This is a genomic window from Shimia sp. (assembly GCF_965227725.1).
In the GTDB taxonomy this organism is placed as follows: Bacteria; Pseudomonadota; Alphaproteobacteria; order Rhodobacterales; family Rhodobacteraceae; genus Shimia.
Genome location: NZ_CBDDGH010000006.1, coordinates 84,402 through 110,608 on the forward strand (window position 1 = coordinate 84,402; position 26,207 = coordinate 110,608).

At 60.5% G+C, this 26,207-nt stretch carries 22 protein-coding genes; 4 read left to right on the forward strand and 18 right to left on the reverse strand.

Going from position 1 to position 26,207, the window contains the following annotated elements; translation table 11 throughout:
• Positions 1 to 205: 205 nt before the first annotated feature.
• The gene (locus tag ACO07T_RS18385) at positions 206 to 1,414 is read right to left on the reverse strand and encodes a hypothetical protein (RefSeq protein ID WP_422050580.1); all 1,209 of its coding nucleotides are present in this window, start codon (positions 1,412 to 1,414) and stop codon (positions 206 to 208) included.
• Between the two features lie 386 nt (positions 1,415 to 1,800).
• On the opposite strand from ACO07T_RS18385, the gene ACO07T_RS18390 reads away from it, so the two are divergent.
• The 3 genes from ACO07T_RS18390 to ACO07T_RS18400 all read left to right on the forward strand — a co-directional run bounded on the left by ACO07T_RS18390 (position 1,801) and on the right by ACO07T_RS18400 (position 8,159).
• The gene (locus ACO07T_RS18390) at positions 1,801 to 4,980 is read left to right on the forward strand and encodes a beta strand repeat-containing protein (protein WP_422050581.1); all 3,180 of its coding nucleotides are present in this window, start codon (positions 1,801 to 1,803) and stop codon (positions 4,978 to 4,980) included.
• A gap of 66 nt (positions 4,981 to 5,046) precedes the next feature.
• A complete protein-coding gene (locus ACO07T_RS18395; protein WP_422050582.1) occupies positions 5,047 to 6,792 on the forward strand; it encodes a type I secretion system permease/ATPase in 1,746 nt (581 codons plus the stop codon).
• Positions 6,789 to 8,159: an HlyD family type I secretion periplasmic adaptor subunit gene (locus tag ACO07T_RS18400; protein WP_422050583.1), complete on the forward strand. Its 1,371-nt coding sequence runs from the start codon at positions 6,789 to 6,791 to the stop codon at positions 8,157 to 8,159. Before ACO07T_RS18395 ends, ACO07T_RS18400 begins: the two co-directional genes overlap by 4 nt.
• A gap of 9 nt (positions 8,160 to 8,168) precedes the next feature.
• Here the strand turns inward: ACO07T_RS18400 and ACO07T_RS18405 are convergent, their stop codons facing one another.
• The 4 genes from ACO07T_RS18405 to ACO07T_RS18420 form a co-directional block, all read right to left on the reverse strand.
• Positions 8,169 to 9,089, reverse strand: a complete 921-nt coding sequence (locus tag ACO07T_RS18405) for a LysR family transcriptional regulator (protein ID WP_422050584.1) — start codon at positions 9,087 to 9,089, stop codon at positions 8,169 to 8,171.
• Between the two features lie 111 nt (positions 9,090 to 9,200).
• Positions 9,201 to 10,844, reverse strand: a complete 1,644-nt coding sequence (locus tag ACO07T_RS18410) for a pyridoxamine 5'-phosphate oxidase family protein (protein ID WP_422050585.1) — start codon at positions 10,842 to 10,844, stop codon at positions 9,201 to 9,203.
• 54 nt (positions 10,845 to 10,898) lie between these two features.
• Positions 10,899 to 11,522, reverse strand: coding sequence for a glutathione S-transferase family protein (locus ACO07T_RS18415; protein ID WP_422050586.1), 624 nt, complete (start codon positions 11,520 to 11,522; stop codon positions 10,899 to 10,901).
• An 18-nt stretch (positions 11,523 to 11,540) separates the two neighbouring features.
• A complete protein-coding gene (locus tag ACO07T_RS18420) occupies positions 11,541 to 12,017 on the reverse strand; it encodes a DUF1348 family protein (RefSeq protein WP_422050587.1) in 477 nt (158 codons plus the stop codon).
• A 128-nt stretch (positions 12,018 to 12,145) separates the two neighbouring features.
• Between ACO07T_RS18420 and ACO07T_RS18425 the strand changes: the two genes are divergently transcribed.
• Positions 12,146 to 13,042 carry a LysR family transcriptional regulator gene (locus ACO07T_RS18425; RefSeq protein WP_422050588.1) on the forward strand — a complete coding sequence of 299 codons (897 nt, stop codon included), beginning with the start codon at positions 12,146 to 12,148 and terminating at the stop codon, positions 13,040 to 13,042.
• A gap of 13 nt (positions 13,043 to 13,055) precedes the next feature.
• Here the strand turns inward: ACO07T_RS18425 and ACO07T_RS18430 are convergent, their stop codons facing one another.
• From ACO07T_RS18430 to ACO07T_RS18490, 13 genes are all read right to left on the reverse strand, one after another.
• Positions 13,056 to 13,751, reverse strand: a complete 696-nt coding sequence (locus ACO07T_RS18430; protein WP_422050589.1) for an RraA family protein — start codon at positions 13,749 to 13,751, stop codon at positions 13,056 to 13,058.
• Complete coding sequence (locus ACO07T_RS18435; RefSeq protein WP_422050590.1) at positions 13,748 to 14,443, reverse strand: alpha/beta fold hydrolase; 696 nt, start codon at positions 14,441 to 14,443, stop codon at positions 13,748 to 13,750. Before ACO07T_RS18435 ends, ACO07T_RS18430 begins: the two co-directional genes overlap by 4 nt.
• A 181-nt stretch (positions 14,444 to 14,624) precedes the next feature.
• The gene (locus ACO07T_RS18440) at positions 14,625 to 15,584 is read right to left on the reverse strand and encodes a cupin (RefSeq protein ID WP_422050591.1); all 960 of its coding nucleotides are present in this window, start codon (positions 15,582 to 15,584) and stop codon (positions 14,625 to 14,627) included.
• A 165-nt stretch (positions 15,585 to 15,749) separates the two neighbouring features.
• Positions 15,750 to 16,739, reverse strand: a complete 990-nt coding sequence (locus ACO07T_RS18445; protein ID WP_422050592.1) for an ester cyclase — start codon at positions 16,737 to 16,739, stop codon at positions 15,750 to 15,752.
• A gap of 5 nt (positions 16,740 to 16,744) precedes the next feature.
• Positions 16,745 to 17,782 (reverse strand): LacI family DNA-binding transcriptional regulator, encoded by a 1,038-nt coding sequence (locus ACO07T_RS18450; protein ID WP_422050593.1) that lies wholly within the window; start codon positions 17,780 to 17,782, stop codon positions 16,745 to 16,747.
• Positions 17,782 to 18,546, reverse strand: coding sequence for an SDR family NAD(P)-dependent oxidoreductase (locus ACO07T_RS18455; RefSeq protein WP_422050594.1), 765 nt, complete (start codon positions 18,544 to 18,546; stop codon positions 17,782 to 17,784). Before ACO07T_RS18455 ends, ACO07T_RS18450 begins: the two co-directional genes overlap by 1 nt.
• Positions 18,546 to 19,595: an ester cyclase gene (locus ACO07T_RS18460; RefSeq protein WP_422050595.1), complete on the reverse strand. Its 1,050-nt coding sequence runs from the start codon at positions 19,593 to 19,595 to the stop codon at positions 18,546 to 18,548. Before ACO07T_RS18460 ends, ACO07T_RS18455 begins: the two co-directional genes overlap by 1 nt.
• 63 nt (positions 19,596 to 19,658) lie before the next feature.
• Complete coding sequence (gene hisD / locus ACO07T_RS18465; RefSeq protein WP_422050596.1) at positions 19,659 to 20,990, reverse strand: histidinol dehydrogenase; 1,332 nt, start codon at positions 20,988 to 20,990, stop codon at positions 19,659 to 19,661.
• Positions 20,991 to 21,068: 78 nt separating this feature from the next.
• A complete protein-coding gene (locus ACO07T_RS18470) occupies positions 21,069 to 21,602 on the reverse strand; it encodes an ester cyclase (RefSeq protein ID WP_271310967.1) in 534 nt (177 codons plus the stop codon).
• Positions 21,603 to 21,729: 127 nt separating this feature from the next.
• Positions 21,730 to 22,614 (reverse strand): carbohydrate ABC transporter permease, encoded by an 885-nt coding sequence (locus tag ACO07T_RS18475; RefSeq protein ID WP_422050597.1) that lies wholly within the window; start codon positions 22,612 to 22,614, stop codon positions 21,730 to 21,732.
• Positions 22,614 to 23,642, reverse strand: a complete 1,029-nt coding sequence (locus tag ACO07T_RS18480) for a carbohydrate ABC transporter permease (RefSeq protein ID WP_209065497.1) — start codon at positions 23,640 to 23,642, stop codon at positions 22,614 to 22,616. The genes ACO07T_RS18475 and ACO07T_RS18480 overlap by 1 nt, the downstream gene beginning before the upstream one ends.
• 79 nt (positions 23,643 to 23,721) lie before the next feature.
• Complete coding sequence (locus ACO07T_RS18485; RefSeq protein ID WP_209065498.1) at positions 23,722 to 24,957, reverse strand: ABC transporter substrate-binding protein; 1,236 nt, start codon at positions 24,955 to 24,957, stop codon at positions 23,722 to 23,724.
• Positions 24,958 to 25,037: 80 nt separating this feature from the next.
• The gene (locus ACO07T_RS18490) at positions 25,038 to 26,087 is read right to left on the reverse strand and encodes an ABC transporter ATP-binding protein (protein ID WP_422050598.1); all 1,050 of its coding nucleotides are present in this window, start codon (positions 26,085 to 26,087) and stop codon (positions 25,038 to 25,040) included.
• Positions 26,088 to 26,207 lie beyond the last annotated feature (120 nt).

The following is a 26,207-nucleotide window of genomic DNA, read 5'->3' on the forward strand; positions in this document are numbered from 1 at the left end:
GCTCCTCTGTTGAAAATTGGTTTCTTAAAATCCATGCGCGGCAGGCGCGCTTACCTGTCTCCATGCAACTTTCGTGCCAGCGCGGATTTTGGCGTCAGTGGTCTGAAATCACTGGGAAAGCTTCAGACAGAAGAGGCGGATCGGGTCGGAAATGACCCACGGGCTGCACTTCGGGGGCCGCTGTTCATGCGGCGATGCGTTGGCTTTAATGAGAGCGGTTTTGCCTGCGTGCGTGCGCCGCCGGGATGTTCGCCTGCGCGCGGTATTTCGCGATGGTGCGGCGCGGGATCGCCATGCCCTCAGAGGCCAGAGCCTCGGCAAGCTGGGCGTCGCTCAGCGGATGGGCGCGGTCTTCATCAGACACCAGCTGCGTGATGCGGTGCATCAAAGCGTCCGGTGACAGGGCATGACCGCGCAGTTTTGGGCCGAGCAGGTGGCGGAGGGGAAGAACCTCAGCGTCGATCTCCACTGTGGCCCACTGAAAGACCCGGCTGAGCGTGCTTTTGTGGCGGTCCACATCGGGTGCGAGGGCGCACATGGTGATCGGGGTCAGAGGAGCTTTGGAGGTGAGATGGGTCTGTTGCAGGGCGGCCAACCGTTTGGCGATGGCCAGCAGGGTGGCATTGCGGGCGGAGAGCGCGTTTTCAAAACGGTCTGCTTCTCGTTGCGCTTGTGGGTCAATCGACGGCAGACGCCTGAGGTGCGTGGCAGAGTCCGGATGGAGGCTGACAGACCAGAGGCCCTGCTGACGTCGGAGCAGCAGGTCGGGAACGCGGGTGGGCGGCGGCGGGGTGGTTGCGAATTGCAGGCCGGGTTTGGGATCGTAGCTGCGCAGCTTCTTGAGACCATTCAGGATGTCCTCGACGCTGCAGTCGCAGAGGGCGGCCAGCTGTCTGGTGGTCTTGTGTTGCACCTCTGGCAGATGGCGCAGCAGTTGTGCAATTGTGGGGTCGCTGTCTCCTGCGGCATTGACCTGAAGGGCAAGGCACTCGGTTAGGGAGCGGGCAAACAGGCCTGCGGGTTCGATGGCTTGAAGCCGCGCAAGCACAGCGGAGCCGGTGGTGATGCTCACGCCTGCGGTGGCGCAGATGCTTTCAAGGCTTTCACCGAGCCAGCCCCAAGGCTCCAGCGCATCCAAAAACTGCAGCGCTATGGCGCGTTCCTCTGCTGTAAAATGCGCGTTGATCCACAGGGCGGTGTGTTCATAGAGGCCGCTGGTCTGCGCGATCTGTTCTGCTTGGGCTGCCGGTGCGACGCTTGGGTTTGTCAGCCCGAACTGGCGAATTTTGCGCGCGGTGGAAGCGCCGTCCATCGACAGACACTCAACGATCTGCCGCATTTGCGGCGTCATGGTGAGCTTCTGCTGTGTCTGTGTTGTCTGGTCGAGCGATAGGGGCATTGGGGTGTCCCTCATGTCAGACTCTGAGTGTGACATGGCTGCAGGCGGCGCGAAAGTGCGGCGATCCTGAGTCGTGTCAAAGGCAGGGATCAATCACGGCAACAGCCTTGTCCTATCCGCGATTTTGGGGCGGGTTTTCTGATCACCTTGGCTGACCTTTTTGTGAATTGGCACCAATGAACAGTTTCCCAATTTGCACTCCGAGCATCTAAGCCCTTGAAAAATATGATGACGCCTTTGCGGGACTCTCACGGGATGCGTGAGTATTTCTCAGGGTTATGGCCACCATTCGGACGAAGAATTTCAAAGTCTAACTGTCTTGGGCGCTTGCTGTTGTCAGCGGGGAGGCCACGTCAGGGCTTTGATCTCCGCACTCAACATAGTCAACGCGGAGTTCTTTTATGCTTTCCGAGATTCTTGCCAGCTTGCGCGCCAGATTGATGACGTCTTCGTCACTGGCCCAAGAAACCGTCCGTGACGGACAGACTCTGACCAACGGCTTTTTCCAAAACACTGTGGTCGACAACACCCCTGCCTTTGTTCTCAACAACGACCTCGCACGGTTGCTGAACTTTGGTGAAATCGAAACCAATGACGCGCCATCCGCCGTGTCTGTAGACGCCGAAGACGTGCAGGTCTTCAACTTCCGCACCGGCAGCATTGAAGCCAATGGTGACGTGGCAACCGGCGTCGAAGTGACCGACGGTTCCAGCGCGGATATCCGCAACTTCGGCAGCATCGCAGGTGAGCTGAACGGCGTGGAATTCTCCGGCGCAAACAGCTCCGGTTCGCTCGACAACTTCAGCGGCGGCGTCATCTCCTCTGACAGCCGCGCGGTCGAAATCGAAGGCCAGGGCATCAGCGTGCGCAACTTTGGTGACATCGTTGGTACCGGCGATCAGCGCAACGGCACCATCTACACCAATGCCACCGCCGAAGACGTCAGCATTTCCAACTTCACAGGCGCAACCATTGACGCGGGCGCAGAGAACAGCGGCGCCGGTATCTCCTTCCAGGTTGGCGATGAAGCCGGTGACACGGTTTCCAACACGGTCTTCAACGGCTTTGGTGCAACCATCCAGGGGCGCGGTCAGGCGGCCTCTGATACAGGTGGCGCAGGCGATGGTATCCGTCTGAACAATGGGGCCGAAGGCGCGGTGTCTGACACCGACATCACCAACAGCGGCCTGATTTCCTCTGAAAGCAACCAAGGCACTGCCGCCGGTATCCGCGTGGCGGATGGTCTGGCTGCTGAGGGGCGCATTCTGAACACATCCACCGGTGTGATCGAAGGCGTGCGCAACGGTCTTTATATCGGTGAAGCCGAGCATGATCTGGATGTGCTGAACTTTGGCACCATCCAATCTGACAGCCGCGCGGTGAACATCGACGGCACCGGCGTCGACCTGCTGAACGCAGGCACCATTCAGGGCACCGGCGATCAGCGTAACGGCACGGTCTATGCCGATGGCACAGCCGATGACTTCTCCGTTTCCAACCTCGTGAACGGCACCATTGACGCGGGCGAAGGCAATCAAGGCTCAGGCTTTGGCGCAGAGATCGGTGGCGCAGAAGACGGCGCAAACACCTTCACGCTCAACAACGCCGGAACCATCCAAGGCCGTGGCAATGCCAGTGCCGGAACAGGTCTGGCAGGTGACGGTGTGCGGGTTGGCAATCCTGGCAACCAAGGCACCACAGATGCCACGATCACCAACAGCGGCTCGATCCTGTCTGAAGGCGCAAATGGCACGGTTGCCGGTGTGCGATTTGTCAACGGTGTGAACTTCCAAGGCACGTTCACCAACTCCGGCACCGTCGCAGGTGTGCAGAACGGTGTGTACTTTGGCACCGGCGATCACTCTGGCGGTTCGTTTGTGAACTCCGGCGTGGTGTCCTCTGACAGCCGTGCATTGAACATCGATGGCGAAGGTCTGGAAGTGACCAACTCCGGCGCAATTCTCGGCACCGGCGATCAGCGCAACGGGACTGTCTATGCTGATGGCACCGCAGACAACTACACCTTCACCAACACCGGTCTTGTGGACGCGGGTGTGGGCAACAACGGCTCTGCTGTGTCGCTTCAGACAGGTGATGAAGCGGGTGATGTGGTTTCTGCAGCGGTCGTGAACGAAGGCATCCTGCAAGGTCGCGGCGATGCAACCGAAGGCAACACCGTTGGTGACGGTCTGCGTCTGTTCAGCAATCAGGAAGACGCAAGCTTTGCTGGCCTGGTGCAGAACTCCGGCGTGATCGCGGGCTCTGAGGACAGCGACGCAGCGGCGGGTATCCGTGTGGACGGCGGCCTGAACATCCTTGGCGCGATTGTCAACGAAGGTCAGATCACCGGTTCTGTAAATGCGATTGATGCGCGTGATGCGGGCTCTGTGACCTTTGTGAACGATGATGACGGCGTGGTTGATGGCAACGTGCTGCTGGGTGCAGGCGAAGACATCGTGGTCAACCTTGGCCAGATCGACGGCGTGATTGACGGCGGTGCCGGCAACGACGTTCTGATTGCTGGCGACGGCGATAATGTGATTGTTGGCGGTCTGGGCAACGATTTCATCGAAGGTGGTGCAGGCAGCGATACCGTTGACTTCTCCGATCAAGATGTGGCGGTGAAAGTGGACCTTGGCTCCAACGGCACTGGCACAGCCACCCGTGAGACAGGCTTCTCCGTTTCGGTACAGAATGTGACCGTGGGGGCTTCGCTGCAGCCGACGCCAAACATCACCGACGCTGCGGGCTTTGTGTCTGAGGCGCTGGCAGGCAATCTCTACTACAACATCCACACCTCTGATTTCCCGGCAGGCGAAATTCGCGGGCAGTTTGAAGTGGTGAGTGATGTGATGGACAGCCACAACGCACGGGTCATCACCCTGCGCGCCGAGCTGGATGCATCCCAGGAACCTGGTCCGACATCTGACAGTGAAGCCACAGGCACAGCAACGCTGACCATCGTGCAGAACCCGGAAACCGGTGAGGTGGTTTACTCCTCCGAGCTGACCGTGACCGGCCTGAACGAAGCGGATCTGCAGACACCTGTGCCGGGCGTTGTTTCGGCCATCCACCTGCACAATGCCCCTGCGGGTCAGAACGGCCCAATCGCGCAGGACACGCTGGTGGACGCAGGCGCCACGATCGATGCCAACTCGCCGACAGGTGTGTCCGGTGCGGATGTCATCAACGAAGTCTCTGAAACCGACACGCTCAGCTCGATTGAGAATGTGATCGGCTCCAACGACGGAGACACCATCAACGGGTCCGATCTGGCCAACACCCTGTCGGGTGAAGACGGCGACGATCTGATCAACGGTGAGGGTGGCGATGACATCCTGATCGGTGGTGACGGTGCGGACACCTTCCTCTTTGAAGGCGACTTCGGCAACGACACCATCCGTGACTTTGAGACTGGCGTGGACCGGTTGGATTTCTCCGACTTTGGCCCGGACTTCGCCACTCAGCTCACCGTGTCTCAGGACGGCGACGACACCCTGCTGACCTTCTCCTCGGATGCCTCTGTGCGCCTTGAAGGGGTTCTCAGCACGGATCTGACCGACGACGACTTCATCGCCTGATCGCACGCAACAGTGGGATGGCAGCCAAGGCTGCCATCCCCTTCACCCTGAAAAGAGATCACCAAAATGTTTCAGAAAAAATCCTTCGTTAAATCCGCATGGCGCTCCCTGCGCGGCGGTTTCATGGCTGTCGCCTTCTTCAGCATGATCCTGAATTTGCTCGTTTTGGCCGCGCCTCTCTATATGTTGCAGGTCTATGACCGGGTGCTGACCAGCCAGAATATGGACACGCTGATTGCGCTCAGCGTCCTTCTGGGTGGCGTCTTTATTGTCAGCGGCATGCTTGATCTAGTGCGCATGCGCATCCTGAGCCGCCTTGGTGCGCGGTTTGAGTTGAAAGTCGGCGCTCCGATCCTTCAGTCGGCCATGCGCAAACGGGTGCAGGGCAAAGGCGCGGGCGACAATCCGGCGGCTGATGTGACCGGCCTGAGAGATTTCATCTCCGGCCCCACGCTGACCGCCTTCTTTGATGCCCCCTGGATTCCGCTGCACATCGGCGTGCTCTTTCTGCTGCATCCCTACCTTGGCGCTCTTGGTCTTGGCGGTGCAATTTTCCTTACCATTATGGCCCTTGTGAACAACGCGCGCGCATCTGATGTGATGCAGGATGCCGCCCGCGCCCGCGCAAGGTCCGACGCTTTGTTCACCACAAGTGAGCAAAATGCAGAGCTCGTCCAGGCAATGGGTATGACTGGTGATCTCGCTCGTCGCTGGACGGCTCTGCAACATCAGGCCCATGAGCTCAAGGCGCGTGTGTCTGACCGGATTGCAAGCTTTTCGGTGATTTCCAAGACCACACGTATGGCGCTGCAATCCGGTATGCTGGGTCTTGGGGCCGCGCTGGCGATCACCGGACAGGCCACTGCAGGTGTGATGATTGCAGGCACCATCGTGCTGGCGCGTGCGCTGGCACCGATTGACCAGCTGATCGGGCAGTGGCGCACGTTTCTGGCGGCGCGTGGCTCCTACAAAACGCTGCGGGCTCTGTCTGAAGCCTACCCGGAGCCTGCCAAACGTCTGGCGATGCCACGCCCGCAGATCTCGCTGAACGCCACCATCGCGCAGGCGGGGCCGCCGCTGGCACAGAATGCCACCATTGGCGGGATCGACTTTGTCCTGTCTGCCGGCGATGTGGTTGCGGTGATCGGGCACAGCGGGTCGGGCAAATCCACCTTGGCGAAAATGCTGGCCGGGATCTGGGTGCCGCAGCGCGGGGCGATCCGTCTGGATGGCACGCCGATGGCGAAATGGGACACAGAAGAGCTTGGCCAGCTGATTGGCTATCTGCCACAGGATGTGCAGCTGTTTGACGGCACCATTCGGGACAATATCGCGCGGTTTTCCACCACGATTGACGACAGCAAAGTGCTGGAAGCGGCGATTGCGGCGGATGTGCACGGTCTGATCAGCAGCCTGCCAGATGGCTACGCCACCGAGATTGGCAACGGCTATCATCTGTCCGGCGGCCAGCGTCAGCGCATCGCGCTTGCACGCGCGCTTTACAATGATCCCTTCGTGTTGGTGCTGGATGAGCCCAATTCCGATCTGGATGCCCAGGGGGAGCTGGCGCTGCGCAATGCCATTCGCGGCGCAAGCGCGCGAGGCGCCATCACCTTTGTCATGACCCACCGCCCCAGCACGCTTGAGGCTGTCAACAAAGTGCTGACGCTGAACAAAGGCGCGCAAACCGGCTTTGGCGACAAAGAAGACATTCTGCGCCCTCGCCAGCAGACCTCTGTGGCGCGTGCGGCAAACCTGCGGCTGGCGGAAGGTCAGGCGGCAACTGCGAGCAAGAAAGGAGCGAACCAATGACCCCTGCTTTGAGAAAACAATCCAACGGCGGCGTTCTGCGCCTTGAGGACTACAACCGCGTGCAAACAAAGGCAGCGGGCATCGGGATCGGAGGCTTTGTCTTCTTTGGCATCCTGACCGTGGCGGGCTTTCTTGGCGGCGCGGCCTATTGGGCGAGCACCTCGCAGCTTGACGGTGCGGTGGTGGCCCCGGCTTCCTTTGTTGTGGAAGGCAACCGCAAGACGGTTGAGCATTTCGAAGGCGGTGTGGTGCGCAATATCTTTGTCAGCGACGGCGATCTGGTGGAGGCGGGTGACACGCTTGTGGAACTCGACAACACCGATCTGGGGGTGGATCTGGATGTGCTGAGCAGCCAGATTGGCGACCTTTCTGCGCGGCGCGCGCGTCTGGAAACACAGCTCGACAGCGCGCCTGTCTTTGCCCAGGAGCGTGTGGCAAATGCGCTGCCGGTGGCACTTGAGCCCGAGGTCTGGCAGGCGTCATTTGTGCGGCAAAAGGCCTTGTTTGATGCGGAACAGCGCTCACGTGATGCCGAGGCAGCACTGATTGAGCAGCGGTTGGAGAGCCTTCAGGATCAGGTGGAGGGGTTGCAGGCGCAGCAGGTGTCAAACCGCCGTCAAGTGGAGATCACGCAACAGGAGCTGGTCAATCTCGAAAGCCTGTTGGATCGCGGTCTGGTGGCTGTCACCCGTGTGAATTCCCGCCGTGTCGAGATTGAGCGCCTCAATGGCGTTGAAGCCGCCCTGCGCACCGATGAAGCACGCGCGCGCAATGAAATCAGCGAGTTGCGCCTGTCTCAGATCGGCACAGAGCGGCTGCGTCAGGAGACGGCCTCCACTGAAATCGCGCAGATTGAGGCCCAGCTAGAAACACTTGAGGCGCAGTATCTTGGGGCCAGTGAGCGGTTCAATCGTGTGGCGATCACCGCGCCGGTCAGCGGGCGGGTCGTGGAAATGACGGTGTTTACCAAAGGCGGCGTGGTGCGTCCGGGTGCACCGATCCTTGATATTGTGCCGCTGGATCAACCGCTTGTGGTTGAGGCGCGTGTGGAGACCGGGGACATCGAAAAACTGCATGTCGGCCAATCCTCGCGCGTGCGTCTGTCGGCCTTTGATCAGGGCGATGTGCCGGAAGCCAATGGCATGATTGTCGACATCTCCGCTGACAGTCTGGAAGACGAGCGCACCGGGCAGTTTTACTATGTGGCCAAGGTGAAGCTTGATGAGGCGCAGCCGCGTGAAGTTGCCGCGCTTGAGATTGTGCCGGGGATGCCTGCGGATCTGTTTGTGAACACCGGTGAGCGCACCGCGCTGAGCTATCTCACCAAACCTCTGAGTGACCGATTGGCCCGGACATTCATCGAGTAAACACCTGTGTCACGCCGCAAATGTCGGCGTGACACCCTTGGGCGGGTTCTCGGCGATATAAGCGCCGATCTTGGCCAAGAGGGGTTTGCGCGGGCAGGTCAGGCGCGAGGCCGCACCGAGATTGCGCAGGTTGCCCGGGGCCTCAAAAGGCACAAAAGAAAGCGGCCAATTGTCTTCGCGAAACTGCTCTGCCGCCAGCGCTGAGACAATGGTGCAATCATCAGAATGGATGATGTGGCGGCAGATGGTTTCAAACCGCAGGGCCGTGAGATCAAAGCGCTTGGAGGCACGGGATTCCGGTCGGGGCGTGGGCAGGCGGTCTTCCAGTTCATAGCCAAAGGAATGCGGCAGGCGGATGAAATCGCTGACCGGCACGTCTTCGGGGTGAATGGCCGGCAGTGTTGCAAGCGGATGCCCATGGCGCATGGCCAGATAGAGCGGCTCTGTCCAGATCGAGGTGAAATCCAGCGTTGGATTGTGATTGAGCTGTGCCACCAAGGCGACGTCAAGCTCGTGGTTTTCCACCATTTGCAACATGTTTTGCGGCAGATCTTCGATCATCGTGACCCGCATGCGGGGAAACAGGTCGTTGAACAGAATCGAGAAATACTGCGTGAGATAGGGCGCAAGTGTAGGGGTGAGACCAATTTTGAACGGCACGGCCTCAGGGTCGCGGAACTCGGTTGCGGCGTCCTTGATGCGTTGGGCATCAGACAGCATACGGTCTGCAATGCGGGCCACGCGCTCACCAAAGGCCGAGAGCCGGGTTTCGCCGCTCATGCGGATGAAAAGATCCGCGCCCAGTTCTTTTTCAAGTTTGCGAATTTGGTTGGACAGGGCTGGCTGCGTCACGTTGCAGGCCTCGGCAGCGCTGCTGAAGTTTTTCAGTCTCGCAACCGCCGTGACATACTCAAGGTCTCGCAGGTTCATCTCTCAGCGCCATCACATGTGATCCTAATGCCGATTTAACTCGGCTGAGGCACCCTAAGTCGCCCAAAGTCCTTACGATAGGGTGCACACAGGCCTGTGATGGGATGTGAGTTATCGCGCCGAGGGGCCAAAGCTCTCAAAATGGATCTGCTCAGCGGGCACGCCCGCCGCTTCAAGGCCGCTGCGCAGCTCTGCAATGAAGCGCGCGGGGCCGCACAGCAGGTAGTGCGCCGTGGCACCGGCCTCCAGTCGCAAAAGCGCCTCGGCGGTGATCCGGCCATGGTGGTCAAAACGGCCCGCGGCCTGATCTGCTGCGGTGGGGCGGCTGTAAAAGAGCCGCTGGTGGAGGTGGTCGTGGGTTTCAACCAAAGCATCCGTTTCATCGCGCAGCGCGTGATGTGCGCTGTCTTTTGAGCCGTGCACAAACCACACCGGCCGAGCCGCAGTATCTTGCGCGAGGGTGTGCAGCATGGAGACCATCGGGGTGAGCCCGACACCGGCGCTGACCAGCACCAGCGGGGCGCTGCCCTCAGGGATCACGAAATCCCCTGCAGGCTGGGACGCGCGCAGCACCGCGCCTTCGCCCAACGCATCATGCAGATGACGGGAGGCCAGCCCGTGGCTTTCTCGTTTGATTGTAAAGCGATAGGCTGACTTGTCGCTCGGATCACCCGAGAGGGAATAGCTGCGTTTCACGGGGCCGGTGTGGCCCGGCACGTTGATCTCTATCGGCAGGTGCTGACCTGAGGCGTAAGGCGCGACACCCTCGCCATCCACGGGGGACAGATAGAAAGACGTGATCTCCTCGCTTTCCTTGACGCGCTTTGACACCATGAACTGGCGCAGGTCTGCATCCGGCTTTGACCAGCGCAGAGCAAGCGCGTTGGGGCGCTCGATCACCGCGTCGATTGTGACGTCGATCACGCGGTGGGCCTCAGGGTCTTGTTTTGGATCAGGGTGCCAGTTGATGCTGGCGCGTCCGGAGACATGCAGCAGGCTTCCGTTGTCGAAATCGACAAAGACCAAGCCCACACGCGGATCGGCGAGCAGGTTGCCGATGGTGTTGAAAAAGTTGTTGCCCGCATAATCCGGGATGTGCAGATGCGTGGCATCTGATACGCGCACAAACCCCGGCAATCCGCCCCGGTGGGAGGCATCAAAGCCGCGCGACGGGACGTCGGCACCGTGCTGGTGGCCGGAGCCGATGAACAGCGTGTCAGCACCGGTGATCCACGCTGTTTGAGACGGTGTGAGCGCCTCCGTGCGTTTGGCTGGCGCGGGGGTGTTGTTGGGCACACGGCGTAAACTGCGCTCGTGGATGTATTGCGGGCAATTCCCGAAAGTCTGTTTGATATCTAGGGTATAGGTGGCGCCCGATCGTTTAAGGCGTCCGCTAAAGCGGTTGCGGCGGCGGCTGTGCAGCTCGATGCCGACGGCACCGATGTCGGTGCCCGCATCCACGGCGGCGCGCAGCGGGTCCTGTGCATCAATCTCTGTGTTCAGCGTGAGCGCGCGCGGGTTTGGCGAGCGGATAAATCCGTCCGGCCCATCCAGCAGCGTGACCCATGTGTGGCCATCTGCGCCAGCGCCAGACACCACCAGAAACGGCAAAGACGTGTGAAAATCCCGGTGCTGTTGCGGTAGATAATCGCGGATGAAACCGCTGGCCCATTGGGCCACGTCACCGGCGCCTGCGCGTTTCTGGGCGGCGCGTTCTCCGGCGTGAAACGGGGTGCGTTCTGAAACGGTGTCCATGTGATCTACCTTTCTGAAAAAGGGGCTGGCGCTGAGGAGCGCCAGCCTGCTGGATTAGGCCAGTTCCGGGACCGGCGACGCCACCATGCCGACAAAGTTCGGCTCGGCCTCAACACGCGCGATCCAAGCGCGCAGGTTGGGGTAGGGGGCGAGGTCGATGCCGCCTTCTGGCGCATGGGCGATGTAGCTGAAGCAGGCCACGTCGGCGGCGGTGATGACATCGGCGGCCAGCCAGTTGCGGTCTGCGAGATGCGTTTCCATGATCTTAAAAAGCGCATGGGCCTTGGCGATGGCGGCCTCGTGATTGAGGGGCGCTCCAAACAGGGTGACCAGACGCGCGGCACAGGGGCCGGAATAGACGTTGTCTGCGGCGATGGTCAGCCAGCGCTGCACCTCGGCGGCCACCTTTGGATCGGCGGGCAGCCAGTTGCTGTCTGGCGCATAGGTTTTCACCAGATAGACAAGGATGGCGTTGGAATCCGCGAGAGTATAGCCATCGTCCTCAATGGCCGGAACCAGACCAAAGGGGCTGACTTTCAGGAAGTCCGGCGCCTTATGTGCGCCAGCGGCCATATCCAGATCGATGGTTTCATAAGGCAGGCCCAGCAGGGCGAGCATCAGCTCGACCCGGTGGCAGTGGCCGGATTTTGGGGTGCGGTAGAGTTTGATCGGTTTCATATCGTGATCCTGTTGTGATTAGAGGCCAAGGTCGCTCAGGCCGGGGTGGTCGTCGGGGCGCCGGCCCAGAGGCCAGCGGAAGAGCCGTTCTTCTTCGGTGATCGGTTTTTCGTTGATGGAGGCATGGCGGTTGGCCATGTAGCCATTGGCGTCAAATTCCCAATTCTCATTGCCGTAGGCGCGGAACCAGTTGCCGCTGTCATCGTGATATTCATAGGCGTAGCGCACCGCGATGCGGTTTTCGGTGTATGCCCAGAGCTCCTTGATCAGGCGGTAGTCGAGCTCCTTGTCCCATTTGCGGGTCAGGAAGGCTTCGATCTCGGCCCGGCCCTGCGGAAACTCGGCGCGGTTGCGCCACTTGCTGTCCGGCGTGTAGGCGAGCGCCACTTTGGCAGGGTTGCGGCCGTTCCAGCCGTCTTCGGCGAGGCGCACCTTTTCGATGGCAGTTTCCCGCGTAAACGGTGGCAGGGGCGCGCGGGGCGGTTCTTGAGACATGGCCAAATCCTTTGATTGGAAATCTGCGTTTAATCGCTTGGCCAAGAGATAGATTGATCCGAAAATCGAATGAATATACGAAGTATGAAAGTCATTATTTTGAAAAATGACCATATTGGAGCTGTGCTTTGGATCGTTTGCAAACCCTCGAAGTCTTTGTGGCTGTGGCAGAAGAAGAGAGCTTTGCCGCTGGGGCGCGGCGGCTGGGGTTGAGCGCACCTTCGGCAACGCGGGGGGTGAACACGCTGGAGGCGCGGCTGGGGACGCCGTTGTTCACACGGACCACGCGGCGGGTGCGGTTGACCGAGGTGGGGCACACCTATCTGGAGGATGCGCGCCACATTCTGGCGCAGATGCAGGCGGCGGATGACGCGGCCACCGGGGCGGCGACCAATCCGGTGGGGCAGCTGCGGATCACCTGCCCAACGGAATTTGGCCGGATCTATGTTGCGCCGATCCTGACGGATTTTCTGGATCTCTTTCCCGCGGTCAGTGCGGATGTGCTGATGGTGGATCGGGTGGTGAATATGGTGGAGGAGGGCTTTGATCTTGCGGTGCGGATCGGAGATTTGCCCTCCTCAGGCCTGACGGCGGTGCGCGTGGGGCAGGTGCGGCGTATGGTGGTGGCTGCGCCGGAGTATCTGGCGCGTCACGGGATGCCGCACACGCCTGCAGATCTGCCACAGCACCAGATACTTACCGCTGCGCCGGTCAGCCCGACCACCGAATGGCGCTTTGGCCGCGAGCTGCAGGACGGCGTAAAAATCAAGCCCCGCTTGACGTTAAGCAGTGTCGCAGCGGCAATTTCCGTGGCGCAAAGCGGATGGGGCCTGTGCCGGGTGCTGTCTTATCAGGTGGCTGCCGATCTGCAGTCCGGAGCGTTGCAGGCGGTGCTCGAACAGCATGAGCCCGCCCCGCTGCCGATCCATCTGGTGCATGCGGAAGGGCGGCGGGCCCCGGCAAAAATCCGGGCTTTCATTGATATGGCGCGGGACCGGCTGCGCGCGGTCCCGGGGTTGGCTTAGGGGCCCTCAGCGTTTAGGTGCGCGCGGCTTCAAAGGCCTGCCAGGCGGCTTCAAACTTTTCAAAATCAAAGTCGTCGGCGCGGGCTGGCTCCAGCACCAGCTTTTCTGTGTCCAGAAGCTTCAGAATGGCGTCTTCCAGCATCGGCAAGACCTCTTCGGGTATGGCTAGTGCGCCGTGGCGGTCTGCGTGGATGAGGTCGCCGTCGTTCACCGTCATGCCAAAGATGTCCACCGTTGTGCCAACCTCGCGTACATGGACAAAGGCGTGGCTGGGGCCGATGGAGCCTGCGACCACCGGGAAGCCATCCGGCAGGTCGCCAAGGTCACGCATCACCCCGTTGGTGAGCGCACCGGACACGCCTAAGCCTTTGTGAACTGTGGTGTTTATCTCTCCCCAGAACGCCCCAACTGCATCCGGGTAATCCAGATCTTCGACCACAGTCACGCGTGGAGACGGGCCTTCGGACATGTGTTTGTAGTACGCCATGCGGCGCGCGCGGATCACGTCGGGGGCCTCTTGTGAGGGCTCCTGTGCAGCGATTTTGGCGGTGCGGGCATAGCCGACCATGGCGCCTTCCTCAGGCGCGGAGCAGAGCATGGTGCCGCGGGTGAATTGGGCAAAACCACGTTTGCCCTGGGCGACTTCGATGGCGTTGCATACGGTGGGGGTGTCGACAGATTGCAGGAGCTTGAGCAGGGAGGGGGTCATAGGGTCTCCAACCAGGTTTTGAGCGCCGCGGTGGTGGCGTCGGGTTGTTCGAGGGGCGGCAGGTGGCCTGCGTTTGGCAGCACTTTGAGCGTGCTGTTGGGCAGCAGGTCATGCATGAGTTCATGGCGGGCGACGGGGCAGAGGCGATCCTGTTCCCCACAGAGCACAAGCGCGGGATTTTCAAAGGATTTCAGCGTCTCAGTTTGATCGGGACGGTCGCGTAAAGCAATGGATTGATTGATAAAAATATCATCACCAAGGGTCAGGGCCATATCTTCGCACAAGGGCTCCAAGGTGGTCGCATCCGACCCCTCCGCCAGATAATGCGGGATCATCTGATCGCGCATCACATCGCGCAGCTGACCGGTTTGCACCATCTCCATCTGCGGGCCGCGCTTGGCTTTCACGGCGTCAACTTCGGCAAGCGGGTTGGTGTCCATCAGGGCCAGCCCGGCCACCCGTTCGGGCGCTTGGCGGGCCACTTCCATGGCCAGAATGCCGCCCATGCTGAGACCGGCAAGGACAAAGTGGGGCGGGGCGTTTTGCAACACGTTCTGTGCCAGTTCGGTCATGGAGGCAAAGCCGCCAATGGGCGCAACAGAGACCATATGGCGCGCCGAAAGAGCGGCGATCTGAGGGGCAAAAAGCCGAGCGTCACACATCATCCCGGGTAGGAACACGATGGGTGTCATTGGGGCTCTCCTTCTGAAACGGGCAGAGCGCGCGCTGCGTTAAGATCTGCAGATTGCGCCAAAATTTCCTGTCGGTATCGCGTCGGTATCGCGGCTGTATTGCGGAGGTACAATTTTCAGCGGCTGGCGTTAACTTTTGGGGGTGTTGCGCGGCGTACGTTGCGCCGCGCAGGGGGTCTTATTAACCTTTCCACGTCGCCCCGGCGGGGTCGTTGGTGGCGGTGATGCGGTAAAGGCCGGCTTCGCCTGTCATGGATGGCGTGGCGCTGTAGCTCTCACCCGGCATGGCTACGGCGGTGTCACCGGCGGAGAGGGTGACCTCCACGTCATCAATCTTGATGCGCCAGTGGCCGCTAGCGGGCATCAGCACCACGGGCTGATCGGTTTTGACTTGCTCGGTGACAGCAGATCCACGGGTGAGGAAATCCACCTCAAAGCCGGGCTTGTCTTTGATCATGGCGTTCTCGCCAATCACTTTGGCGGGTTTCTTTGATCCCAGTGCCATCAGATCCCAGTAGCGGGCGACGTATTTGCCAACCACATCTTCGACCGGCACTTCTGGGTAGGCTTTCAGCTCTTCCTCAGACAAGAGCGGCATGGCGCGCACATTATGGGGCAGCTCCTGACCTTTCTTGCTGTCATAAAGCACGCCGTTATCACCCAGCATCAGGCCATGGGCTTGTGCGTCCTCAATCACCTGCGGGGCCCATGTGACGCCGCCGCCCGCATCATCGCCGCCAAGGATCGACATGATCATGCCGTAGTCCTGACCGACGTTTTCAAAGCCCCGGAAGATGCCGGTGGGAATGTTGAAGATGTCGCCTTCTTCGGCGATGAACTCACCGGCGGTGCCATAGCGGCCCCAGAAGAAGCGCCAGCGGCCTTTGGCCACAAAAAACACCTCGGCGGTGGTGTGGCTGTGCAGGGAGTTGCGGCATTTGGGCGGCTGGCCTGCGGCGCCGATGTTAAAGCCGATCTTGTCGGTGATGTGGACGTGCTGATCGGGGGATTCCGAGACGCCGCCGCCGACGATGGTGAAGTTCTCTTTCTGATCAGAGCCCGGTGTGTGGGCGTCGATGAAGGCGGTTTTGCAGGGTTGCAGCTCGCCGTAGCGGACGATGCGGGATTGGATGGTGCTCATAGTGTGTCTCCTTTGGATTGGGTGGGAATGTGAGGGGGGCACATTCCCTGTCCAGGAGGACGGTTGTTCAAGCGCCGGGCACGCAGAGAGGCGCGGTGTGCATGAAAGCGCCGCGCCGCCTGTGTGGCGTTGAGATATGAGTTTTGGGCCAGCACCAAGCGCGCCTTACAGCTCGCCGGTGTGCAGCAGGATCTGTTTCCAGACGGCGGTTTCATCAAACAGGGTCCATTCGCGGCGCAGGCGGATGTCGCCGCCAATCAGCTCGCCCCATTCCGCATGGCTGATGCCAAGCACATAGAGCTCGGCCCCTGTTGGTGCGCCGAGCGCGCCCCAGCCGTCGTGTTTGCCGTGCAGGCTCCAGCGGATGGCGGAGCGGGGTGGCATATTGGGGTCGTCGCGGCCGATCTGGTGATGGATGGTGAATTTTGCCGAAGGCATCGAGGCGCGCAGGGACATCCAGAAACGTTCCACCGGATCCCAGCTGTGGCCGGTGGCCCCGCCGGGATATTCGCTTTGCACCGCGCGGTTATAATGCCGTTTGATCGCCGCCATATCGGCATCCATCATCGAGGTCAGCAGATCGGCGTGGCGCTGGCCCCATGCATTGTCGTTGCCGGTGCCCTTGTAAGGGCCGTCGATGTCATTGGCCGGGGTGAAAGGTTTCACGCAAGCCTCGGGGCCGCCTTCGCGGGCGATCAGATCACGGGCGAAGTCTTTGGGATCCCAGCCCATCTGGCGCACCACCGCGCCGTTGTCGCGGATCAGCCATTCATCGTCGATGGCGTTATTCTTGGCGTGGCAATCCGCCAGAATGCGGTAGGTCAGCTTGCTGCCGGTGGCCTTGCCAAAGACACCATCGCCCAGATGGGTCGCGGTGGACATGATCCGGTGGCTGGAGAGCATGCCCTCCTCTGGCGTGCCGGACCAGATCACATCTTCGCCCAACAATGTGCGGTCGGGAAATTCCGCCAGTGTCGCCATGGTGGCGCCAATCACGCCTGCGTTGCCGCGCGACACAGAGCCGGGCATGCGCACCGCCACATCCGGGGCGTAATAGTCATGCAAAGTGGCCATGCCGCGGTCTTCCCAAATCTCTTTGGTGATGCCGATGATGTAGTCGGGGAAATCCTTAAACTTCGGGTCAAAGCCTTGCATGGCGTTTATCCTTCTTGCGGGGGCCAATTGGCAGGCACGCGGGCGGAGCCGCGCACGATCAGCGGGGCCGGTATGGAGACCTGGCGGGGGGCTGCGTTGGCGGGATCTTCGATGTGGGCGAGCAGGGCGTCCACGGTTTCTGCCACCATCAGATTGGCGCGCTGGCGCATGGTGGTGAGGTCATAGGCCCGCCAGGCGGCGGGGGGCACATCGTCAAAGCCGACCACGGAGACATCCTCGGGGATCTTGAGATCAAGGCCAAAGCGCAGCTCGTCCATCACCGCGAAGGCCATGTGATCATTGGCGACAAACACCGCGTCGGGGCGCTCTTCTGCGGGCACGTTGAACATGGCGTGGGCGGTTGCGCGGGTGTGGTCGGTGTCAAACTCGCCGCAGCCGCGGGCAAAAAGGTTCTGGCCCAGCTCTTCCAAACCGGCGCGGAAGCCCGCCTCACGGTCGCGCTGTGTAGACGCCCCTTCCCAACCGGCGATATAGGCGATTTTCTTATGCCCGCCAGCAACGAGGAACTGCGCAAGCTCGCGCCCGCCCGCGAAGTTGTCTGAGGTCACGGAGCTGACGCCCTGGGTTTTCTCAAACCGGTTGAAGTGGACCACCGGCACATTGGCCTGAATGCATTTCTGCGACAGTTTGGAGGACATGGCGACAGAGGCGGTGACGATGCCGTCCACCTGATAGTCCAGAATTTCCTGAACCACATCGTCGATGGGGCCTGCGGTTTGCGAAGCCATGAAAACCAGCACGTGATAGCCTTTTTCCTGCAGCGCGTTGGACAGGATTTCCAGCGTCTCCGGGTAAAAGTAGTTGTCCAGATAGGCCACAACGAGGCCAATGATGCGGCTTTTGCCGGAGACCATGGCGCGGGCGAGCACATTGGGGCGGTAGCCCAGCTCCTCAGCCGCCTTGCGCACTTTGTCTACGGTTTTCTGGCTCACCGAAGCGCCGGGGGTGAAGACGCGGCTGACCGCAGATTGGCTTACGCCGGCACGTTCGGCCACTTGCAGGGAGGTGACTTTCTCCGCCATCAGTCTGCCGTCCAGCCGCCGTCGATCAGCATGGAGGTGCCGGTGACCAATGCGGAGGCATCCGTGGCGAGATAGAGGACAGCGCCCATGATGTCCTCCACTTCGCCGATGCGCCCAAGTTTGATTTTCTCTTTGATCCAGGCGGCGCGCTCCGGGTTTTCAAAGGTCGATTGCGTGAGTGGTGTGCGGATAAAGGTGGGGCAGACGGTGTTGATGCGGATTCTGGACTGGCCCCATTCGATGGCCATGGCTTTGACCATGCCCTCAAGCCCGTGTTTGGAGGCGCAGTAAACCGCGCGGTCGATGCCGCCGACATGGCCCATTTGGCTTGAGATATGAATGATCGAGCCGGGCTTGCCTGCCGCGACCATGGCCTTTGCGGCGTAGGCCGAGAGGAAATAGGCCGACCGCAGGTTCAGCCCCATAACGGCGTCGTAGTCTTCCGGTGTGGTCTCCATGGCGGGGCCGTGGCGCGCCAGACCGGCGGAGTTCACGACCACATCAAAGGCGCGTTCCGCCATCACGGGGGCAAGTGCCTCAAGATCGTTTTGATCCAGCGACAGCGCCTCGGCACTGTGGCCCGCTTCGGTGAGCGCGGTGACGGTGTCGTTGAGCTTGTCCACACCGCGCGCGGCGCAGACCACATGTGCCCCGGCTTCAGCCAGCGCCACGGCGCAGCCCTGACCGATGCCGGAGGAGGCTCCGGTGACAAGTGCGGTCTTGCCAGCAAGGGAGAAGGACGGGGTGCGGGGCAGTTGGGTCATCAGGTCATTCCATCAGGCAGTGTCAGACGCGCAAGGCTGCGCGCTTTGTTGAATTCCCGCAAGCGGGCAAAGACATCAACACCCAACTGCCGGTAGATGTCGAGCAGATCGACGAGCACCCAGTTTTCGCGGATCTTGTCGCCTTCCACACGCCAGAAGTCGAGGCTGCGCAGGCTGATCTTTTTGCCGGAGGGGGCAATCCCCATCCAGCCGTCCGCGCTGAGGCTCTGCATCATGTTGGGCCAGCCGGTGACGGCTGCATATTGGCCGTCGCCAAAGAAATGATGGGTGATTTCATCTTCATGCTGGCCGCGATCGGGCATGGCCTTGAGGAAAGGGATCTGATGCCAGTTGCGAAAGCCGGAAATGCCGCGTGCGGTGCCAATGCCTGCCGGACCATACCAGCTCATGCGCGGGTGCCAGAAGCGGTCAAGTTCCATCACACGCGGGTCGGGATCTTTGGGATGTTTCACCAAAGCCGTGAGCATATCGAGGATCAGCTGGCAGCTCTGCGCGCTTTGCGCCGCATCATAAGGCCCTGCCACAATGCCATCACAGGTGGCCGGGCAAGGCACCCGCCATTCACGCCCCAGCGAGGGCGCCATGGGCCACACACCGCCCTGCATCATCACCTCGGGAATATCCCAGATCGCCTGTATCTCCACCACTTTGCCACCGTCAAAGCGGAAAAACTCGTGGTAGCGCATGGCGATCTGATGGCCGGTGGGCGGGATATCAAGCCATGGGGCGGCAAACACCCCGGTGTAATGGCCGCCACAGCCGACCCAATCCTGACCAAAGGCATCTGCGCCCGCCATGACAATAAAGTCGCGCCGCTCCAGATCGGGCACTGCGGCAAAGAGCGGCGCATAGGCCGCCTCATAAAGCGCCTCTGGCCCGGTCAGATCCCCAAAAGGATGGCAGAGGTGGACCTCCACATCCGGCGCGCAAAGCTGCGCCAAAGCATTCTGCACCGCAGCCGCCTCAAAATCATAAGCCGCCTCACGAAACGCCTTGATCGCTGCTTTATGCCGGGTGTGTCTGTCCATTTTCCTCTTGCTCAAAATATCCCGGGGAGTCTGAGGGGCTGGCCCCTCAGTCCCAAAACCGCCTCACTCGGCGGCGTCACGGTATGGCGCGCCGGTGCCATAGGGCACGTTGATGCCGCCATAGCGGCGCACCCGGACGTTACATTGCTCCGCATGGCCCACAAAGCCTTCGAGCATACAAAGGCGCGAGCCATATTCGCCAATCAGCGTGGCGGCCTCATCTGTGGTGACTTTCTGATAGCTGTGGGTTTTCAGATATTTACCCACCCAAAGCCCCCCAGTATAACGCCCCGCCTTCTTGGTGGGCAGCGTGTGGTTGGTGCCGATCACCTTGTCCCCGTTGGAGACATTAGTGCGTGCGCCCAGGAACAGCGCGCCGTAGCAGGTCATGTTCTCAAGGAACCAATCGTCGCGGTCTGTCATCACCTGAACATGCTCAGAGGCGATGTCATCGGCCACCTCAAGCATTTCCTCATAGGTGTCACAGACAATCACCTCACCGTATTCATCCCAGCTCACGCGCGCGGTGTCTGCGGTGGGCAGGATCTGCAAGATACGCTCGATCTCCACCAGGGTCTCTTCGGCGAGTTTCTTGCTGTTGGTCAGCAGCACACAGGGGCTGTTGTAGCCGTGCTCTGCCTGACCCAGCAGGTCAGTGGCGCAAAGCTCGGCGTCTGCGGCGGTTTCATCCGCAATCACCATGGTCTCGGTTGGACCGGCAAAGAGGTCGATGCCGACGCGGCCAAAGAGCTGGCGCTTGGCTTCGGCCACAAAGGCGTTGCCGGGGCCAACCAGCATGTGCACTGGATCAATGGTTTCCGTGCCGATTGCCATTGCACCGATCGCCTGAATGCCGCCCATCACATAGATCTCATGGGCGCCGCCCAGATGCATGGCGGCAATCACGGCGGCGTTGGGTTTGCCCTGAAACGGCGGGGTGCAGGCGATGATGCGCGGCACGCCAGCCACAGAGGCGGTGGCCACGGACATATGCGCTGATGCGACCATGGGGAATTTGCCGCCGGGCACATAACAGCCCACGGATTGTACCGGGATGTTTTTGTGCCCCAAGATCACGCCCGGCATGGTTTCCACTTCGATGTCCAGCATGGAATCCCGCTGAGCCTGGGCAAAGTTGCGCACCTGTTCCTGGGCAAATTTGATATCTGCCAACTCACGCTCGGTCAGCGAGGCGATCAGCGCGTCGATTTCTTCCTGGCTCAGGCGGAAAGAGGTTGGGGAGTAGTTGTCAAATTTCTCAGACAGCTCGCGCACGGCAGCATCGCCGCGGGTTTCAATGTCTTTGAGCGTGGCTTCGACCACGGCGCGGGTTTTGGCATCATCTTCGGCGCGTTCCGCTTGGTCTTTGCCGCGTTTCAGATACTCGATGGTCATCTCAGTGTCTCCCGCCCCGCAGGATCGGCGGGGCCTCATTCATAGAGTGGGGTCCCGGACTTGCGCCCGGGACATGGTTTATTGTGCGTCTGGACGGGGCGCTTCTTTCTCGCCGCGGTCATAGGCTTCCCAGCCTTCGCCGTTGAAGATGTCGACACCCAGCTGGGCGGCCACATGGGCGAAATCGACGTTCACCCAGTTGTCGACAATCTTGCCGTCCACAACCTTCCAGAAATCCATGTAGCGGATTTCGACGCGTTTGCCGGTGGGGGCAATGCCGAGGAATTCACCGGAGTGGGTGGCTTCCTGACGGCCGAAGGCCGCAGCCCATTCGCCCATGTACAGACGCGCCTCGTCGATGCAGGTCTTGTCGGAAAACGCGGCCTGAAACGGGCGCTGCCAGTTGTCTTGAAATTCCTTGAGGCCGGTTTTGGTGCCGCAGCCCTGGTTGCCCATCCAGCGGAAGCCTTGGGTGAAGAATTCGCCGATGTCATCGATGCGGTGGTCGTTGAGACCATCCACCATGGTTTCGATCACGCGGCGGGTGTCTTCGGTTTTGGACATGTCGGTGTCGCGCGTCAGCACGGCTTGTTCGGGGCGGGAGCCTTTCATGGGGCGTCTCCTTTAAACATATGGGAAGGGGAGGATAGGGGGCGGTACGCCCCCAGAGAGAGGAAATCCCGTGGCATCCTGTTGAGCGCCGGGTGGCGCGCCATGGCGCTGTGGCGGGCGGTCGCGCTCATCCTTTCACGGCCCCTGCGGTCAGGCCGGAGACGATCTGGCGCTGGAAGAACATCACCAGCACAAAGAGCGGCGCGGTGGCGGAGACCACGGAGGCGACCGCAAACATCACGTTGCCCTCTTCCTGTGTGGAGCCAAGGAAGCCGTAGATGGCGGGCACCATGGTGCGGTTCTCTTCGCTGAGCAGCATCGAGGTGACCGAGAAGTCATTGTAGGCCAGCAGGAAGGAGAACAGGCCTGTGGTGATGACGCCGGGCCACATCACCGGGATGATCACATGGCGGAAGGCCTGGAGCTGGTTGCAGCCGTCGACCTTGGCGCTTTCGTCCAGATCCTTGGGAATGTTCAGGAAGAAGGAATGCAGCATCCAGAGCGTGAAGGGCTGGTTGATGGCCACAAGCACGATGATCGCGGTGGGGATATGGCCCCAGAGGTTCCATTCAAAGAACGGCAGCAGGTAGCCCGACACCAGCGTGATGTGCGGCATGGCGCGAAACACCAGCGCGATCATCAGAAGCCAGAAGGAATAGTTGTGCCCCGAGCGCGCCAGCGCGTAGCCGCCCAAGGTGCCAAAGGTCAGCGAGATGACGACGGTGAAGAACACGATGATGAAAGTGTTGATCGCCGCGCGCCAGAACTCTTCCTGCACCCAAGCGCCTTCATAGCCTTTGCCGGTGAAGGTGCCGCCGGTTTCAATTAGCGTGCGGGTGCCGGTGAGGGCCTGGGTCCAGTCAGCTTTGGAGAAGAAATCGCCCTGCACTTTGAAAGAGCCCCAGAGGGTCCAGAGGAAGGGGAAGGAGGCGACAATCACCCAGAGCAGCACAAAGGCTGAGGAGATCACAATCAGGCTGCGGGAGGAGCGGTTTGCAATGGTGGAGGACATCAGACAGCCTTTCCTTTGAAGTCGCGCCATGTGCGCACCAGCACGGGGGCAAGCAGGATGGTGACCCCGATCACGGTCAGCACCGAGGTGGCGGCGGCGGAGTTGAAGCGGGTGATGTCGCTGCGCATATCCGCAAAGATAATGTAGGAGAGCGAGGGTGCATTGGCTTGGGCTGAGAAGCCCACCACCGGTTCAAACACCCTGAAATTGTCCATCAGCTGCATCAGGGAGATAAACACCGCCAGCGGCATCAGATGGGGGATCACCACATAGCGGATCTGTTGCCATTTGGTGGCCCCGTCGATCATGGCGGCCTCAAGGGAGTCGCTGTTCACGGTCTGAAGCCCTGCGTAGAAGACCACAAAGGCAAAGGGTGCGCCGCTCCAGATGCCATAGACGATGAGAGTGATCCATGTGAGTGGCGGGGAGGCTTTCAGCGAGAGTTCCGGATCATCAAAGATCCACTGCAGGGATTTGCCGATCACCCCTTGGGCGTCGATCATCCAGAACAGGATCAGCGAGCCGATCAGCGGCGTGATGATCATCGGCAGCAGGGAGACAAAAATCGTCGGGCCTTTGAGCGCAGGCGTGAGGCGGTTCACCCCCAGCGCGATCAGCAGGCCCAGCACGATCACCATCGGCGTGACCACAAAGGTGTAGGTCAGCGTGAAGGCCAGCGCCTTGTAAAACGGCAGGTTATAGAGCTCGGCGAAGAAGTCTCCGAGGCTTTCGCGATTGGCCCAGGCTTCGGCGATTTCCGCCGATGCGAGGTGGCCGCGGTCAAAATAGGTGGCAAGGCCGGCAAACCGCCCAAGCGGCTGCTCGGCGCGCAATTTGGCGGTGGCCTCGGTATCGACAGAGCTTTCCTGCGTACAGCCGAAGGGGCCGCAGTTTTCGGTCACAACAAGGACCTGCTCATGTTCGATGTGCATGGACTGGACAACCACTGACACCAGTGGGAGCGCAATGAAGAGGATCATCGCCGCAAGGCTGGGCAGAATGAACCAGAGGAAGGTTTTATGGCGCATGTCAGATCGTCCCGTTCACGAAGGGCCAGGGGCGGCAGAACCGGAGGGGAGGGGGCCGGTTCTGCCAAGGGATGGCTTCTTACTGAAGGAAGCCTTTTTCTTTGGCGGCAGAGACATAGGCTGCCTCAACATCGGCCAGAGCCTGCTCAGCAGATTCAGAGCCTTGCAGGAACTCGGAGAGTTCTGCGCCAAGTGCGGAGTGCATCAGACCCATGAAAGGGATCATCGGGTAAGGCTTGGTGCCGCCGGTGGCGGTTGCCAGAACACCGGCAGAGGCCGCAGAGGGCTGATAGCCTTCGACAAGCCAGACGGCTGCATCATTGTTGGCTTTCACGTTTTCCTGGCTGATGCCGTTGAGCATGGCAACAAAGCTGGCTTCGGCGTCCTCATCGCTCACGTTGGCAGCGATGGCAAAGCCGTCCCACCACAGGGAGGAGGCAGGTGTGCTGCCGCCGCCAACGGTCGGGGAGGAGACCAACACGGTGTTGCTGACGATCTCGTCGGTGGAGCCTTCGGCATCAAGAATACCGGTGCCGCGTGAGCCCCAAAGGTGCGCAATCGCCAGATCGCCCGCTTCCCAGGAGGCCTGAACCGCGTTGGAATCAAAGGTCAGGAAATCAGGGTTGGATTGCTCGGTGAGCGACTTGAGCATGTTGAGCGCGGCCACGCCGGTTTCATTGTTCACATTCGGCTCTGCGGTGCCGGGCTTGAAGAACTCGCCGCCAAAGCCGAGGTACATGTTCACAAACTCTTCGCCGAGGTTCCAGCCGGTCTGGCTTGTGGTGGCAAAGGGGTGCTCCATCAGGCCTGCGGCTTTGATGGCTTCGCTTGCGGCCACAACATCTTCATAGGTGGTGGGCACCTCGACGCCAGCTTTCTCAAGGATGTCGGTGCGCACAAACAGGTGCTGGGCATTGGCCATAAACGCCACCGCCATCACTTTGCCATCAACAGTGATCAGCTGGTTCTTGGAGATGTTCTGGCCGTGTTTGGCAATCAGATCATCCAGCGGGCGGATCAGGCCTTCGCCGATCAGCGGCACAATCGCGGCGTTCGTGGTGACCACGGTGGAATATTGCGCCGGATTTGCGGTCAGCGCGGCGATCTGCAGATCGCGGTAATCTTTGTTGAGGTTGCTCTCAACGGTCACGCCGTCACCGGCGCATTGCTTGGCACCTTCGGCAACCGCCTGAATGGCGGCAAAGTCATTGCCCAGAATGCTGACGTTGCCGGAGGTCACGCCGCAGCCCGCATAAGCGGTGGTTCCCATGAACACGGCCGCTGCGCCGAGCATTGAAAGTTTCATCATAGACATTTGTGTCTCCCTGTTTTGGTCAATTGGGGCGCTTTCACCCCGGTTGGCCTTGGCCGCTTATGCGAAGGCAGAACGCTGGGTTAAGATCCCAGTCTTGCGCCATCTTCTGCGTTGAAGAGGTGGCAGATTTCAGTCGGGATGCTGAGGGAGACCAGATCGCCGATTTCGGCGCGGTAGGTCTTGTCAGCTTTCACGGAAACCAGTGCATCCCCGACACGCACGGAGATCATCGTGGCGTCGCCAAGAAGCTCCAGCGTATAGATGGGGGCGGTGATCTGGCCTTTGCCGTCGGCAACCGCGGCATCCTCTGCGCGGAAGCCGAGGGTCAGCGGGCCATCAGGGGCATCAATGCCGGAAATTTCCACATTTTGCGCGCGGAACACGCCGCCTGTGACCTCGCCGTCCATCAGGTTCATGGCCGGAGAGCCGATGAAGCTGGCCACAAAGGTGTTGGCGGGGCGGTCATAGATTTCGGTCGGGGAGCCAACCTGCTGCACCACGCCTTTTTTCATCACCACAACGCGGTCGGCCAGTGTCATCGCTTCGATCTGGTCGTGGGTCACATAGATGGTGGTGGCCTGAAGGTCATGGCTCAGGTTTTTGATCTGGGCGCGGGTGGAGACCCGCAGTTTCGCATCCAGGTTGGAGAGTGGTTCGTCCATCAGGAAGACTTTGGGCTTGCGCACAATGGCGCGGGCCAAGGCCACGCGCTGACGCTGACCGCCGGAGAGTTCCGCCGGTTTGCGGTGCAAAAACTCGCCCAGCTCTACGCGCTCTGCGGCCTGCATGACGCGCTCATGATGGGTGGCCGGATCAATGCCGCGCACCTTGAGCGGGAAGCGGATGTTTTCATAGACGTTCATGTTCGGGTAAAGCGCGTAGCTTTGGAACACCATGGCCACGTCGCGGTCTTTGGGCTCGAGCTCGTTCACGACCGTGTCGTCGATGCGAATTTCCCCCTCGGTGACATCCTCAAGTCCGGCGATCATCCGCATGGTGGTGGTTTTGCCGCAGCCGGAGGGCCCGAGCAGCACAAGGAACTCTTTGTCGGCGATGGTGAGGTCGAAGTTGTGAACACCCACAAAAGTGCCCCAGCGCTTGCCCACATTGCGAAGCTGAATTTCGGCCATTTTGGTCCCCCGAGCAGCATCCGGTTGATCCAGATGCGTTTTGCATACGTTTGCAAAATGGTAGTGACGCGGCGTCGGTTTTGGCAAGACATTTTTGCATACGTATGCAAAAATACTTGA